Source organism: Janthinobacterium violaceinigrum (genome assembly GCF_009208555.1).
GTDB lineage: Bacteria > Pseudomonadota > Gammaproteobacteria > Burkholderiales > Burkholderiaceae_D > Janthinobacterium > Janthinobacterium violaceinigrum.
Window position 1 is genome coordinate 76,522 of the sequence record NZ_WFLI01000012.1, and the last position, 16,134, is coordinate 92,655.

Below are 16,134 nucleotides of genomic sequence, written 5' to 3' on the forward strand. Positions count from 1 at the left end.
ATCAATGTCCCTTGAATTGCGGTGCGCGCTTTTCCATGAAGGCGGCCACGCCTTCGCGGTAATCGTCGCTGTTACCGAGATCGCTCATCATGCGCGCTTCCAGCGCCAGCTGCTGCGGCAGGGTATTGGCGCCGCTGGCGGCCAGCGCCTGCTTGGTGTAGGCCAGGCCCTTGGTCGGCGCGGTAGAAAAATGCACGGCCAGCTTGCGCGTTTCCTCGGCCAACTGGGCATCCTCGACGCATTTCCAGATCAGGCCCCAGTCTTCCGCTTTTTCGGCCGTCAGTTTTTCGCCCAGCATGGCCAGGCCCATGGCGCGCGCGGAACCGATCAGGCGCGGCAGGAAGAAGGTACCGCCCGTGTCCGGAATCAGGCCCAGCTTGCAGAACACTTCGACAAAGCTGGCCGACTTGCCCGCGATGACGATGTCGCACGCCAGCGCCAGGTTGGCGCCCGCGCCGGCAGCCACGCCGTTGACGGCGCAGATCACGGGCATCGGCAAGGCCTTCAAGGCCAGCACCAGCGGCGCATAGTTCTTTTCCACGGACTCGCCCAGGTCCACACCCTTCGAACCCGGTTCCACGGCGCGGTCGGACAGGTCCTGGCCCGCGCAAAAGCCGCGACCCGCACCCGTCAGCACGAACACGCGCACGCAGCTGTCGGCATTGACTTTCGCAATCGCGTCGCGCACTTCCTCGTGCATGGCTTGCGTGAAGCTATTGAGCTTGTCGGGACGGTTCAGGGTCAGCGTGGCGATGCCCTGCTCGATGGTGAAGAGGATGTTTTGGTAGGTCATGGCGTCTCGCTATTTTTATTTATTGGCCCGCAACGGAAATCTGGGGTCAGACCCGGCGGGTCTGACCTCGGCTTTTATTCTGCCTGATCGAAATCGACCACGACCTTGTCGGTCAATGGAAAACTCTGGCAGCTGAGGACGAAGCCGCGCGCCACTTCGTAATCTTCCAGCGCGTAGTTGACGTCCATTTCAACCTTGCCGTCGAGGATCTTGCAGCGGCAAGTCGAGCATACGCCGCCCTTGCACGAATAGCGCATGTCGATGCCCTGCCGCAGGCCCGCGTCGAGGATGGATTCCTTGTCCTTGTCCATCGTGAAGGTGGTGTGGTTACCGTCCAGGATGACGGTCACTTCCGTTTCCTGCACGGCATCGGCGGCCAGCTGGGCGCGCGGCTTGTGGGCGTTTTTCGGGATGCTGGCGGCGAACAGTTCGATCTTGATATTCTGCTTGGGCATGCCGGCTGCCTGCAGGGCAGCGGAGACGCCCAGCATCATGTCTTCCGGACCGCAGATGAAGGCATTGTCGTAGTCTTCGATCCTGATCCAGTGCTGCAGGAACTGCTCGCATTTTTCCTGCGTGATGCGGCCGTTGAACAGTTCGATGTCCTGCTGCTCGCGGCTCATCACGTAGACCAGGTTCAAACGCTCCAGATACACGTCCTTCAAGTCCGTCAATTCTTCCTTGAAGATGACGGACGACGAGGCGCGGTTGCCGTAGAACAGGGTGAAGCGGCTCAGGGGTTCCGTCAGCAGGGTCGTCTTGATGATGGAGAGGATGGGCGTGATGCCGCTGCCGGCTGCAAACGCCAGATAGTGCTTGCGGTTGACGCAGTCGAGCGGCACATTGAAGTGGCCCATGGGCGGCATCACCTCGATGGTGGCGCCGGCTTTCAGGGTGTCGTTCGCCCAGGTGGAAAAGGCGCCGCCCGGCGTGCGCTTGATGGCCACGCGCAGGGTGCCGTCCTGCACCGCCGAACAGATGGAATACGAGCGGCGCACGTCTTCCGCATTGATATGGGCACGCAGGGTCAGGTGCTGGCCCTGCTGGAAGCGGAACTGCTGCTGCAGTTCGGCTGGCACGTCGAACGTGACGGCGATGGTGTCGCGCGTTTCATTGCGCACGTTCGCCACGCTCAGCGGATAAAATTTACTCATGCTTCATCTCCAGTTTCTTCGGAACGTGTGCCTGATTTTTTTAGTGGCACTTGAAGTAGTCAAACGGTTCGCGGCAAGCCAGGCATTTGTACAGGGCCTTGCACGGCGTGGAGCCGAACTGGCTGGTCAGCTGCGTATGCGTGGAACCGCAGTTCGGGCAGATCACGTCCAGTTTCGGCATGGCCTGGCGCTTGACGCCGCCGCGCAAACCGCTGATGTCGATCACCTGCTGCTGCGGCGGGGCGATGCCATAGCCTTTCAGCTTGGCCTTGCCCGTCTCGCTCATCCAGTCCGTGGTCCACGCGGGCGCCAGCTGGCTTACCAGCGTCACCTTCGCTACGCCATGGCTGCGCAAGGCATCCGTGACGGCGTCGGCGATCACCTGCATGGCCGGACAGCCCGAATACGTGGGCGTGATCGTCACGGTGCAGGCGTCGCCGCCGGTGACTTCGACGGCGCGCACGATGCCCAGGTCCACCACCGAAATGACGGGGATTTCCGGGTCCGGCACGTCGCCCAGCCAGGCCCAGACCTGGGCGGCGTCCAGCGCTGCCGCGGCCGTGTTCATTACCACTCCGCCCCGGGATAGGCGCGCTGCAGGAACTGCATCTCGGCCAGGATAAAACCCAGGTGTTCCGTGTGCGTGCCCTGCTTGCCGCCCTTTTGCATCCAGGCGTCGGGCGCCGGCATGACCAGCGTCGCTTCGGCGAAGATCTCGGCCACGTGTTCGAGGAAAGCCTGGCGCAGGATGTCCGATGGGGGCGCGATGCCGGCGGCGACCATGGCCTGGTCGACGGCGTCGTACCGGAACATCTCGCCCGTGTACATCCACAGCTTGTCGGCGGCAGCCTGCGTTTTCGCATGGCTTTCCGCCGTGCCGTCGCCGAGGCGCACGATCAGGTCACCGCTGCGGCGCAAGTGGTACGTCACTTCCTTGATCGATTTTTGCGCCACCTCGACGATGCGCGCATCCGCCGATTTCGCCAGTTCCAGCAGCTGGAAGTAGTGCCAGCTGTCGAAGAAGAACTGGCGCATCATGGTGTCGGCGTAATTGCCGTTCGGCTGTTCGACCAGCAGGCAATTCTTGAAATCGTGGGCATCGCGCAAAAAGGCGATGTCGTCTTCGTCGCGGCCCGCATTTTCCAGTTCGGCCGCATAGCTGAACCACAAACGCGTCTGGCCCAGCAGGTCCAGCGCCACGTTGGTCAGCGCCATGTCCTCTTCCAGCGCGGGCCCCTTGCCGCACAGCTGCGACAGCTGCTGGCTGAGGATCAGGGCGTTGTCGCCCAGGCGCAGCAAGTAGTTAACCTTGTCATCCATTGCCGGCGCTCCCATCACAGGTTCTTGACTTCTTCCGGCATCGGGAAGAAGGTGGGATGGCGGTACACCTTGCTGTTCGACGGTTCGAACAGGGCGCCCTTGTCGCCGGGGCTGCTGGCGACGATATCGGCTGCGCGCACCACCCAGATGCTCACGCCTTCATTGCGGCGCGTATAGACGTCGCGCGCATGGTTGACCGCCATGGTGGCGTCGGAAGCGTGCAGGCTGCCCACATGCTTGTGCGCCAGGCCATGCTGGCTGCGGATGAAAACTTCCCACAAAGGCCATTCTTTGCTCATGTTGCTATCCCCTTTTATAGATGTTTTCAGGCTGCCGCTTTTTCGTTCGCGGCTTGCTTGTCTGCGTAGGCGACCAGGGCATCGCGGAACCACTCGCCGTCCTCATACGCTTTCACGCGCGTTTGCAGGCGTTCGCGGTTGCACGGGCCATTGCCCTTCAGGACATTGTTGAACTCGGACCAGTCGATCTCGCCGAATTCATAGTGGCCCGTTTCCGCGTTGAACTTCAGGTCGGGATCGGGCACGGTCAGGCCCAGGTATTCGATTTGCGGCACGGTCTGGTCGACCATGCGCTGGCGCAGCTCATCGTTCGAGAACAGCTTGATGCGCCATTGCGCCGACTGGGCGCTGTTGACGGAAGCGGCATCCGATGGGCCGAACATCATCAGCGACGGCCACCACCAGCGGTTCAAGGCATCCTGCGCCATGGCTTTCTGTGCCGGGGTACCCTTGCACAGCGACATCATGATGTCGTAACCCTGGCGCGCATGGAACGATTCTTCCTTGCAGACGCGGATCATGGCGCGCGCATACGGACCGTACGAGCAGCGGCACAGGGGAATCTGGTTGATGATGGCGGAACCGTCGACCAGCCAGCCGATGGCACCCATGTCGGCCCACGACAGCGTGGGATAGTTGAAGATGCTGGAATATTTGGCTTTGCCCGAGTGCAAGGCGGCCAGCAAGTCGTCGCGCGACACGCCCAGCGTTTCCGCGGCGCTGTACAGGTACAAGCCGTGACCGGCTTCGTCCTGGATCTTGGCCAGCAGGATCGACTTGCGTTTCAAAGTGGGGGCGCGCGTGACCCAGTTACCTTCGGGCAATTGGCCGACGATTTCCGAGTGCGCATGCTGCGAAATCTGGCGGATCAGGGTCTTGCGGTAAGCGTCCGGCATCCAGTCCTTGGCCTCGATCTTGATGCCTTCGTCGATGCGGGCCTGGAAAGCGCGCTCTTCTTGACCCATGTCATCGATGGAACGGACGTTTTTGAGGCCGGTTTCAACCATTTGTGCGTACATGATCTGTCTCCCATGTCTTTGATTTTGCGCAGCAACGCGGTGCGATGAACAGATAATACGATACAAAAATCGATTTGCATACACTTGATTTGAGTCATTTTAAAAAATCGTATCTTGTGCAGCTTTTTTGTGCGTATGATATTGCTTATGAGAAAACACGACGGCAGCGCTACCCGCGCCTCCGGCAAATTATTGACGCGCTACCCGCGCAGCCAAGTAAACTGCTGCTTTTATTGAATCGACCGCAACACGGCCAGACCGGAACCACATGAAGAACACCCGCTGCACGGCATGGATAGCCGATTTCCTGGAACGCGACCCGCCGCGCTCGAAGTCCCTGGTAATGACCATCTTTGGCGATGCCATCGTGCCGCGCGGGGGCGCCATCTGGCTGGGCAGCCTGATCGAACTGCTGGCGCCTTTCGGCGTCAATGACCGTTTGTTGCGCACCAGCGTGTTCCGCCTGGCGCAGGAAGGCTGGCTCAGCTCGCAGCGCGACGGCCGCCGCAGCGCCTATACGATACGCCCGGAAGCGCTGGCCCGCTTCGAGCGCGCCTACCGCCGCATCTATGCGCCACTGGTCGTGCACTGGGATGGCAGCTGGACCCTGGTGATCGGGCCGGCCGGCAGCATCGGCGCCGCCGAGCGGGGGGCGCTGCGCAAGGAATTATTGTGGGCCGGCTATGGCTTGATCTCGCCGGGCATCTTTGGCCATCCGGCCAGCAATACGGAAGCGCTGGAGGATATCCTGGTGCGCAATGAGGTGCAGGGCAAGCTGTATGTCTGCCACACCACGGAATTGCCAAGTGTCAGCACGCGCCCCCTGCGCGACATGGTGGGCGAATGCTGGGATCTGTCGGAAGTGATGGCCGGCTACCAGAAATTCATCGCCAGCTTCCAGCCACTGCTGACCCTGCTGCAAGAAGAGCCCGTGTTCGATGCGGAACAGGCATTCGTCATCCGCTCGCTGCTGACGCACGCTTACCGCCGCGTGCAGTTGCACGATCCGCAATTGCCCGTCGAACTGCTGCCCGAACCATGGCCCGGCACGCAAGCGTATGCGCTGGCGCGCGACCTGTACCGCATCACGTATGCGCCTGCCGAGCAACATATCCTGGCCACCTTGCGGCGCGAAGATGAACAGGCGCCCGATGTGGAGCCGTGGTTTTTTGAACGTTTCGGTGGACTTGATACCTGAACCCAACGGCCCGGCAGCGGGGGCGCTTCCTTCGGAATCGGAATACGCTCCATTGGCCCCTGTTCCCCTGAGGGGCCGCCCCCGGCCCTGGCGTTTGCGGTGACGATATCAAACCCGCCTCAAGCTACTGCTTCGCCACCTGCTTGGCGCCAGCCAATAAATCCTGCCCCAGCTTTTCCAGCGCATTGGCCTGCACCAGCATGGTATCGAGGATGGCGATATTGAAGCTGAATTCGGCCGGCGTCGTATAGCCGGGGAAACGTATGATGCGCAGCAATTCCTGCAAGGTCGTACCCTTGCCCAGGTGCGCCAGGGCATCGCTGAGGGCGCTGATTTTCTTTTCCAGATCGCGTATATGGTTGCCGTTGTCGTCCATGATGATCTCCCCGTGTTGGAGCTATCACGTTAGCAAAGCATGTCCGCCATCGTTTGCGCCAGCACAAAGGCTGCCGCAAAACAGGTATCATCGCGCCATTGCACACGATGCAAAACCCATACGTTTTTATCAGGAACACTCATGACCATTAAAATCAGCCAGCAATTCGACGCCGGCGCGATCGAGGTGCTGCGCGCCGACGATGCCCAATCCATCGAGCTGAACATCCGCAAGGATTCCCACGCCGACATCACGCAGTGGTTTTACTTCCGCCTGCAAGGCGCCCAAGGCGAGGCGTGCAAGATCCGCTTCCTGAACGCAGGCAAGTCGGCCTACCCGGACGGCTGGAAAGACTACCAGGCCGTGGCCAGCTACGACCGCGAAACGTGGTTCCGCGTGCCCACCAGCTTTGACGGCACGGTGATGACCATTGAACATACGCCGGAAGAAGAAAGCGTGTACTACGCGTATTTCGAACCGTACCCATGGGACCGCCACCTGGCCCTGATCGACAGCGCGCAAGCGTCGCCGCTGGTGCGCTTGATCGACCTGGGCAGCACCGTGGAAGGCCGCGACATGAATCTGCTGGTGGTCGGCGACGCCGATGCCGAGAAGAAAGTCTGGGTCATCGCGCGCCAGCATCCCGGTGAAACGATGGCGGAATGGTTTGTCGAAGGCATGCTGGAAGCCTTGCTGGACCAGGCCAACCCATTTGCCCGCCAGTGCCTGCAAGACGCCGTTTTCTACGTGGTGCCGAACATGAACCCGGACGGTTCCGTACATGGCAACCTGCGCACCAACGCGGCTGGCGCCAACCTGAACCGCGAATGGATGACGCCGACGATGGAACGCAGCCCGGAAGTATTCCTGGTGAAACAGAAAATGCATGAAATCGGCTGCGACCTGTTCCTCGACGTGCATGGCGACGAAGGCTTGCCGTACGTGTTCGTGGCCGGCAGCGATGCGCTGGAAAATTTCACGCCAGCACAAAAGGCCCAGCAAGACCGCTTCATCGCCGACTTCAAGGTGGCCAGCCCCGACTTCCAGGATGAGCATGGCTATGAAGATGGCCCGTTCACGCCGGAAGTGCTGACCATGGGCTCGCCGCACATCACCCACGCTTTCGGCTGCCTGTCGCTGACCCTGGAACTGCCGTTCAAGGACAACGCCAACGATCCCGACCCGCAAACGGGCTGGAGCGGCGCCCGCAGCGCCGCCCTGGGCGCGGCAGTACTGCAGCCTATCCTGGCGACCCTGCGCGCCTAAGCGATAACCCGGCAGCATCCGCAGTCACGCGGCCCGCCCCTTGCAGGCGGGCCGCGCTTGTCTCTCAGCCCTTCGCTACCTTGCGCAAGGCTTCCACCAGCCGGTCCAGATGCGACTCGGGCGTAAAGATACCCGGTGTCACGCGTACGCACGCGCCACTGGCAAGGCCGTCGCGCGGCACGGCAAAGATGCCGTGTTCCTGCACCAGTTTTTTCGACAGCGCATAGCTGTCGGCCACGCTCGTCCTGCCCTTCAGACGGAACGAGGCGATGGCGCTCGTCAGGCGCGGGTCCGCTGACGCCAGCACCTCGATGCCCTCGATGGCGCGTGCCGCTTCCACCCAGCGGTTGCGCAGCAGCCGCAGCCGCGCCTGCTTGTTGGCCACGCCGATCTGCGCGTGCAAGTCCAGCGCCGCCGGCAAACTCAGGTAGGCGGCAAAATTGACCGTGCCCGTATGCACGCGCGTACGGATATCGTCGCCCGCCTTTTCGCCAAGATAGGGCTCGATATCGGCCACCCTGCCCCGCTTGATGTAGGCAGCGCCCACGCCGACGGGCGCGCCTATCCATTTATGCAGGTTGATGCCGGCAAAATCCGCCTGCAGGTCAGGAATCGTCATGTCCAGCTGGCCAAAGCCATGCGCCGTATCGACGATCACGTCGATGCCCCGCGCGCGTGCCAGGCGGCTGATCTCGGCCACGGGCAAGACCATGCCGTTGCGGTGATTGACGTGCGTGAGCAGCATCAGTTTCAGGGTCGGATGGCGTTCCATGGCAGCAACATAGGCGGCAACGACGTTGTCATGCGTAAACGGTTCCGGCATGGCAATCGACACGACCTGGGCGCCGCGCCGCTGCTGCAGCCAGCGTGTGACGGTGATCATATTGTCGTAATCGATATCCGCGTACAGCACCGCATTGCCCGGCTGCAGGCGGTTGTAGCCGGCGATCAGGACTTGCAGCGCTTCCGTGGCGCCGCGCGTGAGCACGATTTCATCGACACCCACGCCCAGCGCCCTGGCCGCCGCCACGCGGGCCGCTTCGAAGTCGGCGGGAAAGCGCATGCGCGCATACCAGGCATTGTCGCGGTTGACCATGGCCAGCTGCTGCTCGTAATGGCGCAGCACGGGCCTGGCCATCGAACCCCAGAAGGCGTTGTCGAGCTGCACGATGGCATCGGTCGTGTCGTACTGCGCGGCCACGGCTTGCCAGTACGCCTGATTGCCGGCCAGGGCATCCGGCGTGGTGCCGGCCGGCACCGGCGGCAAGGGCGGAGGCAGGGCGGCAGACGCAGCCATGGGCAGCGCTGCCGCCAGCGAACCCGCGCGCAACAGGGCGCGGCGTTGTGGATTCATCGTCATCTCCCTTAAAATTTCACTTTGTACTCGACGTACAGGTTACGCCCGTCCGTGTCGTACGGCGCATTGCGCGAATAGATCAGACCGCGGCTGGCCTGGAAGGTTGCCTCGTCAGGATACTTGTCGAGCACGTTGTCGATCCCCACGCGCACGGACTGCTTGTCGCTGATCTTGTAGCTGGCCGCCAGGTCCAGGAATTGCATGGCGCCAAAACGCTGGAAGATGTCGCCCGTGGCGTTGCCCGAATTGTCCGTCCACGCGCCGTAATAGCGCACGCGGGCCAGGGCGTTCCAGTTGCCCAGGTCATAGTTGCCGCTGATGGTGGCTTTCTGGCGCGGCAGGCGCTCCTCGAACACCTGGCGCTGGGCCGGATTGGTCACCAGGCTGGACTTGCCGCCATCGACCTTGGTGGTGTTGTAGTTGTAGGCCAGGGTCAGGTTCAGCTTGCCGTCGCCGACGCGGCTCAGGTGGCTGCCCACGATATCGATGCCGCGCGTGGTGGTGTCGAAGTCGTTGGTGAAATAGCTGACAGAGGTGTAGCGCAGCGGATTGGCCACGCCGGCCGGCACGGCAAACGCGGCGGACGTGCTGAAGCGGTCGCTGACCTTGATGTCATACACATCGACGGAACCGGAGAACCCGGCCGGCGTCTTCCACGTAAAGCCCAGGGACAGGTTTTTCGATTTTTCCGGCTTCAACGCCTGCGCGCCGAGCAGGATGGCCAGCGGATCGTTGTTGGCCAGGCGGCCGCTGGTAAACAACAGCAGGGTCTTGGTGTCGAGTCCCTGGTTCGTGCTGTTGGTATTCGACTGGCCCGGCGTTGGCGCACGGAAACCCGTCGAGTAGGAGCCGCGCAGGGCCAGGTCGTCACTGAGCGCATAGCGGGCCGACAACTTGCCGTTGACGGTGCTGCCAAATTCCGAGAAATGCTCGTAGCGGGCCGCGCCGCCCAGGCTCAGCGCCTTGCTGACGGGCACTTCCACGTCCAGGTAGGCCGCATAGCTGTCCTGCCCCCAGCTGCCCTCCTGGCGGTCGCTGAAGCCTGGCGCGCCGTTCGCGTTCGCATCGAGGCCGATGGCTGCGCCCGGCCCCACCGTCCAGGACGCCACATCGCCCGCCTTCACGCCATAGGTTTCGTTGCGCGCTTCCGCGCCAAACGCGATGTTCACCGGTTGCGGCAGCGATGCCACGGGCAATTCATAGTTGAAGTTGGCGTTGAGGATTTTTTCCACCTGCGACAACTGCCCCAGGTAGAACGACGTCGGGCTGGTCGGCCCCATCGACGCATTGATGGAATTGGCCAGGTGATAGTCGATGCGGTTGCGGCCATAGGAAGCGCTCACATCCCAGCCGAAGCGGTCGTTGAAATGACCGCGCACGCCCGCCACCAGCTGCAAATCGTCCTGGTCGTTCGAATAGCTGGGGCTGAAACCGAGCGGGTACAGGCTGCGCAAGTCCCAGCCGGGGAACAGACTGCTGGTCTTGTACGCACCCGTGCTGGTGTCGGGATTGCGCCAGTTGAAGTCCGAGGTGCCGTCGCTGCGGCTGAACAGGCCGAAACCGTACAGTTCCGTCGTCTCGGACAAAGCCATGCTGGCATTGAAGCCGATGCGCTTGCTGTCGAGTTCAGGCTGGCCCCAGCGCTGCACGGGATTCGGTACCTTCAGTTCCGGGTGCGCATTCTGGAAAGCAATGGCGTCCGCCCGCTGGCGCGTGCGCGACGTGGGATCGGACTTGGCCAGCGCGCCGAAAATCGTCGCCTTGCCCGTCTCGCCAAAGGCAAAACCCGTCTTCAGATTGACTTCATTGCCCTTGCCGTCGCCTTCCGAATATTGCGAATGGTGCACGGAAACCTCCGTACCGGGCGTGTCGTCGAGAATGATGTTGATCACGCCAGCAATCGCATCGGAACCGTACTGGGCGGAAGCGCCGTCGCGCAGCACTTCGATGCGCTTGATGGCGGACACGGGAATCTGCGCCAGGTCCGGCGCCTGCGCGCCGCGCGCGCCAAGCAAGGCGCTGCGGTGGAAACGCTTGCCATTGACCAGCACCAGGGTCTGGTCCGGCGACAGGCCGCGCAGGGTGGCGGGACGCACGAACACCTGTCCGTCAGCCATCGGCAGACGCTGCACCACATATGAGGGCACGAGTTGCGCCAGCACATCGTTCAAGTCCGACGATTCGACGGCGCCGATATCTTCGCGGTTGAACACATCGACGGGTGCCATGGTGTCGAACTGCGTGCGGTTGCTGCCGCGCGTGCCCGTGACGATCACGGCTTGCGGGGCTTCAATGGCGTCGCTGGCGGAAGCTGGGGCAGCGGGCGCATCGCCACTGGCTTGGGCCTGATTGGCAAACAGGGCGTTCATGGCACACAACAGGGCCACCGCGCGGGCGATGCGGGTACGGGAGTAGGTCATGGAGAGAGTCACTATGCAGGTTGGATCAACAACAACGCGTCACGGCAAGACTCGCATCTTGCATGAAATATCACGAAGTTCGGCTTACTTACATTAAAAGCATCTAATTTGCGCAGATAACGTCAGATGGCGACATCATACGAAGGCAATATTTCACCCGTATGACGCGCCGAGCACTGCTGGCAAAACGCCGCATGCACGGTGCAGCGGCAGCAGCCAGACAGCCTTGGCTTGCGTCGAACGCAAGGAGGCGCATGGCACCGGTATTCGGAGGAGAAATGGAGGGGGCGATGAGACAATTCGATAGATTTCCTACAATCAACACTCCCTATAATGCCGCGGCGCAACGACACGCATTCTTGTCGCTATATTAGGTTGTAAAGATGAAGAAACAGACCATATTGTGTGCCCTCGTCAGCTTGCTCGCCGCTTGCGGCGGTGGTGGCGGCGGTGACGGTGGTAGTGGGAATGGCAGCAGCCCGGATCTCAAACCGGTGGTTCCACCGGCACCAGTACTGGCATCCATCAATGCCGCTGATGCATTAAAGAAATTCCTGGGCAGCGACCTGACCATCTCGAACCTGGCATCCAATGATGGCAGTCTTGGGACGGCGACATTGGTCGTCAGCCAGGAATTCGGACAGCCAGCCCCCTTCGTTACCAATGGTGTGTCGCAACAAGCGGCATCCGTCAAAGTCATTTCACTGCTGCGTAGCAATGCCAGTGGCAAACTGCAATACCGCAATACCTGGAAACTGCATCTGGATGCGAACATGCAGCCCATCGGCATGGCGATCGGCTATGCCGATGCCGGCTACAAGGCATGTATGTCCGTCACGGGCCGCAACGAGTTGCCCACCCTCAGCAATGCATCCGGGACGTATTTTTCAGGCGTGCAAACGCTGACTTATACGGAAGGTTTCAAAGCGGGGAAATACGCGAATTACTGCGACCCAAGCGGCACGGCAAGCGCCAACGTGGAATGGTCGGTTGCGGCAGGTTCGCCGCATCCCTATTTCTGCCTGAGCATGCCTGGCAGCATGTCCAAGACCAAGACGCGCATGTGCATTCCAGTCGATGCGGCCGGCACGCAGAACAATTCCGCATGGGTTCGACTCTACAACGAGGACGGCAGCGTCGCGATCGACTACAAGAACACGGCCCAGAATAAACCGCTTGAACAGCTGGGTACCACCGTCGATGCCAACAATTATTGGTATGGCGCCGTGTGGCGTCCTCAGGACGGCTATATCTACCAGCGCTACCAGGATACCAAGTTTGCGTCCGAGCAGGCATGCCGGGACCAGACGACGATTAACTGGAAAGCGACATGGGACGCCACGAATATTTCGTGGACGTGCGTCAACGTCCAGTCGAAGTAAGCGAGCAAGCTGATAGCGCCCCAGCCTGCCGGCAGCGATGCCGCTGGCTGGGGCGTATCCGGGCAGTGTTCAACCGCCGGCCACCACCATGCTCTCGATGAGGATGGAGCCCGTCTGCTTGGTGCCGCGGCGCAAGACGTCGGCGCCCACGGCAACGATGTTGCGCAGCATGTCCTTCATGTTGCCCGCGATGGTGATTTCTTCCACCGGATATTGAATCACGCCATTTTCCACCCAGAAACCGGACGCGCCGCGCGAATAGTCGCCCGTCACGTAGTTGGTTCCCTGTCCCATCAGTTCCGTGACCAGCAAACCCGTGCCCAGCTTTTTCAGCATGGCAAGGAAATCGTCGGTGGCGGCCGTCTGCGTCGAGGTCAGGTACAGATTGTGCGAGCCGCCCGCGTTGCCCGTCGTCTGCATGCCCAGCTTGCGGGCCGTGTAGGTCGACAGGAAATAACCTTGCACCACGCCATCCTTGACGACGTCGCGGCTGACGGTTTTTACGCCCTCTTCATCGAACGGCGCGGAACCGACGCCGCCGATCACATGCGGGTCTTCGAAGATCTGCACGTGCGACGGCAGCACCTGCGTGCCCAGGGAATCGACCAGAAAAGTGGACTTGCGGTACAGGGCGCCGCCCGAGGTCGCTTGCACATAGGTACCCAGCAAACCGGCCGCCAGCGGCGCTTCGAACAGCACGGGACAGGTACGCGTGCCCAGCTTGCGCGCGTTCAGGCGCGACAGGGCGCGCTCGGCGGCGTAGCGGCCGATGGCTTCCGGACTCGACATCTTGGCCGCGTCGCGCACGGACGAATACCAGTCGTCGCGCTGCATCTTCGCGCCCTTGCCCGCAATGGGCGCCACGGACAGCGTGTGGCGCGAAAACGGGTAGCCGCCGATGAAGCCGCGCGAATTGGCAGAAACAAAATGCGATTGCTGCACGTGCACGCTGGCGCCCTCGCTGTTCGTGATGCGCGGGTCGACGGCAAACGCGGCCGCTTCGGCCCGCTGGGCCAGCACGACGGCTTCCTCGGCGGAAATGCGCCACGGATAAAACAATTGCAGGTCGCGGGGGGACATTTCCAGCATGTCCGCGTCGGCAAGGCCCGCACAATCGTCCTCGGCCGTGAAGCGGGCGATGTTATAGGCGGCGTCCACCGTGGCGCGCAAGGCGGACGGCGAAAAGTCGGAAGTGCTGGCATTGCCGCGCTTCTTGCCGACAAACACGGTCACGCCCATGCCCTTGTCCTTGTTTTGCTCGATCGTCTCGATCTTGCCTTTTCGTACAGAAACGGACAGGCCACCGCCTTCGCTGACTTCGACGGCAGCGTCGGTACCGCCCGCTTCCCGCGCAAAAGACAACACATCACGGGCCAGTTGCTGCAATTGCTCTTGACTATGGGTAAATACGGAGTCGTTCATGCGCTGTTTTCTTCGGAAAGCCGCTAAAAAGGTTATCATAGCAGTCGTTTACAGTTTACAGGAGCGGTCCACAAGTCCTCTCCCGCCTTATATATCATGCCAAATCCAAACCGGGGAGCTTGCGGCTTCCAATCGTCCGAATTCGAACAGGAATATGAACGTCCGTCGAAATCGGAACTCAAGCGCCAGATGACCGTCCTGCAAAAGCTGGGCGAAGAACTCGTCAATGAAGCACGCGACCGCGTCAAGCGCGTTCCCATGCCGGAAGACGTGCGCGACGCCATCCTCGAATGCCAGCTGATCAAGGATCACGAAGGCCGCCGCCGCCAGCTGCAATACGTGGGCAAGAAAATGCGCACCCTGGATGAAGAAGAAGTTGCCGCCATCCAACGCACCATCGATAGCTGGAAAGGCTTGTCGAAAGCCGACACGGCCGCCATGCACGCGATGGAACGCCGCCGCGACAAACTCTTGACGGACGACAAGGCCCTGACCGTCTTGCTGTCGGAAAACCCGGAACTGGACGTGCAGCACCTGCGCACCCTGATCCGCAATGCCCGCAAGGAGCAAGCCGAGAACAAGCCGCCGAAGGCCTACCGCGAAATCTTCCAGATCCTGAAACAGATCGCCAAGAAGCAAAACGGCGGCAAGGATGAGGCAGATGAAGACGGCGTCGAGCCGGAAGACGACGAATAATCCGCCGTCCACAACCAAGGATGGACAAAAAACCGGGATAATCCCGGTTTTATTGTTTTTACGCCACTCCAGACTTTTTATAGGTGACCGATGTCCACCACACTCGAAGACGAATTGATTATCGGCCTCGTGTCGATCTCGGACCGCGCCAGCGGCGGCGTGTATGAAGACCAGGGCATTCCCGCCCTGGAAAGCTGGCTGGCCGCCGCCATCCGCACGCCGTTTCGCCTGGAAAAGCGGCTGATCCCGGACGAGCGTTCGCAGATTGAAAACACCCTGATCGACATGGTTGACCTCAGCCATTGCCATCTGATCCTGACGACGGGCGGCACGGGCCCGGCACGGCGCGATGTGACGCCGGATGCCACGCTCAGCGTCGGAACCAAGGAAATGCCCGGTTTCGGCGAACAGATGCGCCAGATCAGCCTGCAATTCGTGCCGACGGCCATTTTGTCGCGCCAGGTGGCCGTGATCCGCGAAACGCCCGAGCGCGCCGCCCTGATCATGAATTTGCCGGGCCAGCCCAAAGCCATCAAGGAAACCCTGGAAGGATTGAAGGATGGCGACGGCCATCAGCTGGTAAACGGCATCTTTGCCGCCGTGCCCTATTGCATCGACCTCATCGGCGGCCCCTACATGGAAACCGATCCGGCCATCTGCAAGGCCTTCCGTCCCAAATCGGCGCTGCGTCCGGCGCAACCTTTACCTGAGGAAAATACATGAGCACCTTGCTGGAAACCATAGAACTCGACAGCGCACCGAACCCCACCGTCTCCATCATCTGGATGCATGGCCTGGGCGCCGACGGCAACGACTTCGTGCCCCTGGTGAAGGAACTCGATTTGCGCGGCTGCCCCGCCATCCGCTTCATCTTCCCCAGCGCCGGCACCATGCCCGTCACCATCAACAACGGCTATGTGATGCGCGCCTGGTACGACATCCTCGTGAGCGACCTCGTGCGCCGCGAAGATGAGAACGGCCTGCGCGCCTCGCAGCGGCAGATCGAAGCGCTGATCGCGCGCGAAAAGGCACGCGGCATTCCTGCCAGCCGCATCATCCTGGCCGGCTTCTCGCAAGGCTGCGCCATGACCCTGCAAACGGGCTTGCGCCATGCGGAACCGCTGGCTGGCCTGATGTGCCTGTCCGGCTATCTGCCGCTGGCCGACAAGACGGCTGCCGAGCGTACGCCAGCGAGCCTGCAGACGCCCATCTTCATGGCGCACGGCACGGCCGACCCCGTGGTGCAGATCGCCCGTGCACAGCAATCGCGCGACTTGCTCACCGGCATGGGTTACAAGGTGGAATGGCACGAATACATGATGCAGCATTCGCTGTGCCAGGAAGAGATCGACGCCATCGGCGCGTGGCTGAAAAAAGTCCTCGCCTGACATCCAACAGGCGCGGTCTGCGCCGCGCCTGTTGTCATACGGAA

General features: G+C 61.5%; 16 protein-coding genes. 6 read left to right on the top strand and 10 right to left on the bottom strand.

What is annotated here, in order from left to right:
- Position 1: 1 nt before the first annotated feature.
- From paaG to paaA, 6 genes are all read right to left on the bottom strand, one after another.
- Complete coding sequence (gene paaG / locus GCN75_RS12700) at positions 2–793, bottom strand: 2-(1,2-epoxy-1,2-dihydrophenyl)acetyl-CoA isomerase PaaG (protein WP_152282846.1); 792 nt, start codon at positions 791–793, stop codon at positions 2–4.
- A 74-nt stretch (positions 794–867) separates the two neighbouring features.
- Complete coding sequence (paaE, locus tag GCN75_RS12705) at positions 868–1,947, bottom strand: 1,2-phenylacetyl-CoA epoxidase subunit PaaE (protein ID WP_152282847.1); 1,080 nt, start codon at positions 1,945–1,947, stop codon at positions 868–870.
- A 40-nt stretch (positions 1,948–1,987) separates the two neighbouring features.
- Positions 1,988–2,515: a 1,2-phenylacetyl-CoA epoxidase subunit PaaD gene (gene paaD / locus GCN75_RS12710; RefSeq protein ID WP_152282848.1), complete on the bottom strand. Its 528-nt coding sequence runs from the start codon at positions 2,513–2,515 to the stop codon at positions 1,988–1,990.
- Positions 2,515–3,267 carry a 1,2-phenylacetyl-CoA epoxidase subunit PaaC gene (paaC, locus tag GCN75_RS12715; RefSeq protein WP_152255044.1) on the bottom strand — a complete coding sequence of 251 codons (753 nt, stop codon included), beginning with the start codon at positions 3,265–3,267 and terminating at the stop codon, positions 2,515–2,517. The genes paaD and paaC overlap by 1 nt, the downstream gene beginning before the upstream one ends.
- A gap of 14 nt (positions 3,268–3,281) precedes the next feature.
- A complete protein-coding gene (gene paaB / locus GCN75_RS12720) occupies positions 3,282–3,566 on the bottom strand; it encodes a 1,2-phenylacetyl-CoA epoxidase subunit PaaB (RefSeq protein WP_034746356.1) in 285 nt (94 codons plus the stop codon).
- A 26-nt stretch (positions 3,567–3,592) separates the two neighbouring features.
- Positions 3,593–4,585: a 1,2-phenylacetyl-CoA epoxidase subunit PaaA gene (gene paaA, locus GCN75_RS12725; RefSeq protein ID WP_152282849.1), complete on the bottom strand. Its 993-nt coding sequence runs from the start codon at positions 4,583–4,585 to the stop codon at positions 3,593–3,595.
- A gap of 268 nt (positions 4,586–4,853) precedes the next feature.
- Between paaA and paaX the strand changes: the two genes are divergently transcribed.
- A complete protein-coding gene (gene paaX / locus GCN75_RS12730; protein ID WP_152282850.1) occupies positions 4,854–5,783 on the top strand; it encodes a phenylacetic acid degradation operon negative regulatory protein PaaX in 930 nt (309 codons plus the stop codon).
- Positions 5,784–5,907: 124 nt separating this feature from the next.
- Here paaX and GCN75_RS12735 read toward each other — a convergent pair whose 3' ends face one another.
- Positions 5,908–6,159 (bottom strand): hypothetical protein, encoded by a 252-nt coding sequence (locus GCN75_RS12735; protein ID WP_152282851.1) that lies wholly within the window; start codon positions 6,157–6,159, stop codon positions 5,908–5,910.
- 141 nt (positions 6,160–6,300) lie between these two features.
- Between GCN75_RS12735 and GCN75_RS12740 the strand changes: the two genes are divergently transcribed.
- Entirely contained in the window at positions 6,301–7,425 is a 1,125-nt protein-coding gene (locus tag GCN75_RS12740; RefSeq protein ID WP_152282852.1) for a M14 family metallopeptidase, read from the top strand.
- A 64-nt stretch (positions 7,426–7,489) separates the two neighbouring features.
- On the opposite strand, the gene GCN75_RS12745 is transcribed toward GCN75_RS12740, so the two are convergent.
- Both GCN75_RS12745 and GCN75_RS12750 read right to left on the bottom strand, forming a co-directional pair.
- The gene (locus GCN75_RS12745) at positions 7,490–8,779 is read right to left on the bottom strand and encodes an aminotransferase class V-fold PLP-dependent enzyme (RefSeq protein WP_152282853.1); all 1,290 of its coding nucleotides are present in this window, start codon (positions 8,777–8,779) and stop codon (positions 7,490–7,492) included.
- A gap of 11 nt (positions 8,780–8,790) precedes the next feature.
- On the bottom strand, positions 8,791–11,202 hold the full coding sequence (locus GCN75_RS12750; protein ID WP_193317484.1) for a TonB-dependent receptor plug domain-containing protein: 2,412 nt from the start codon (positions 11,200–11,202) through the stop codon (positions 8,791–8,793).
- 383 nt (positions 11,203–11,585) lie between these two features.
- On the opposite strand from GCN75_RS12750, the gene GCN75_RS12755 reads away from it, so the two are divergent.
- Positions 11,586–12,584, top strand: a complete 999-nt coding sequence (locus GCN75_RS12755) for a hypothetical protein (RefSeq protein ID WP_152282854.1) — start codon at positions 11,586–11,588, stop codon at positions 12,582–12,584.
- Between the two features lie 69 nt (positions 12,585–12,653).
- Here GCN75_RS12755 and pmbA read toward each other — a convergent pair whose 3' ends face one another.
- Positions 12,654–14,006 (bottom strand): metalloprotease PmbA, encoded by a 1,353-nt coding sequence (gene pmbA, locus GCN75_RS12760; protein ID WP_152282855.1) that lies wholly within the window; start codon positions 14,004–14,006, stop codon positions 12,654–12,656.
- Between the two features lie 96 nt (positions 14,007–14,102).
- On the opposite strand from pmbA, the gene yjgA reads away from it, so the two are divergent.
- The 3 genes from yjgA to GCN75_RS12775 all read left to right on the top strand — a co-directional run bounded on the left by yjgA (position 14,103) and on the right by GCN75_RS12775 (position 16,090).
- Positions 14,103–14,702, top strand: a complete 600-nt coding sequence (gene yjgA, locus GCN75_RS12765) for a ribosome biogenesis factor YjgA (RefSeq protein ID WP_152255036.1) — start codon at positions 14,103–14,105, stop codon at positions 14,700–14,702.
- 90 nt (positions 14,703–14,792) lie between these two features.
- Entirely contained in the window at positions 14,793–15,425 is a 633-nt protein-coding gene (gene mog, locus GCN75_RS12770) for a molybdopterin adenylyltransferase (protein WP_152282856.1), read from the top strand.
- Entirely contained in the window at positions 15,422–16,090 is a 669-nt protein-coding gene (locus GCN75_RS12775) for an alpha/beta hydrolase (protein ID WP_152282857.1), read from the top strand. Before mog ends, GCN75_RS12775 begins: the two co-directional genes overlap by 4 nt.
- Positions 16,091–16,134: the final 44 nt, after the last annotated feature.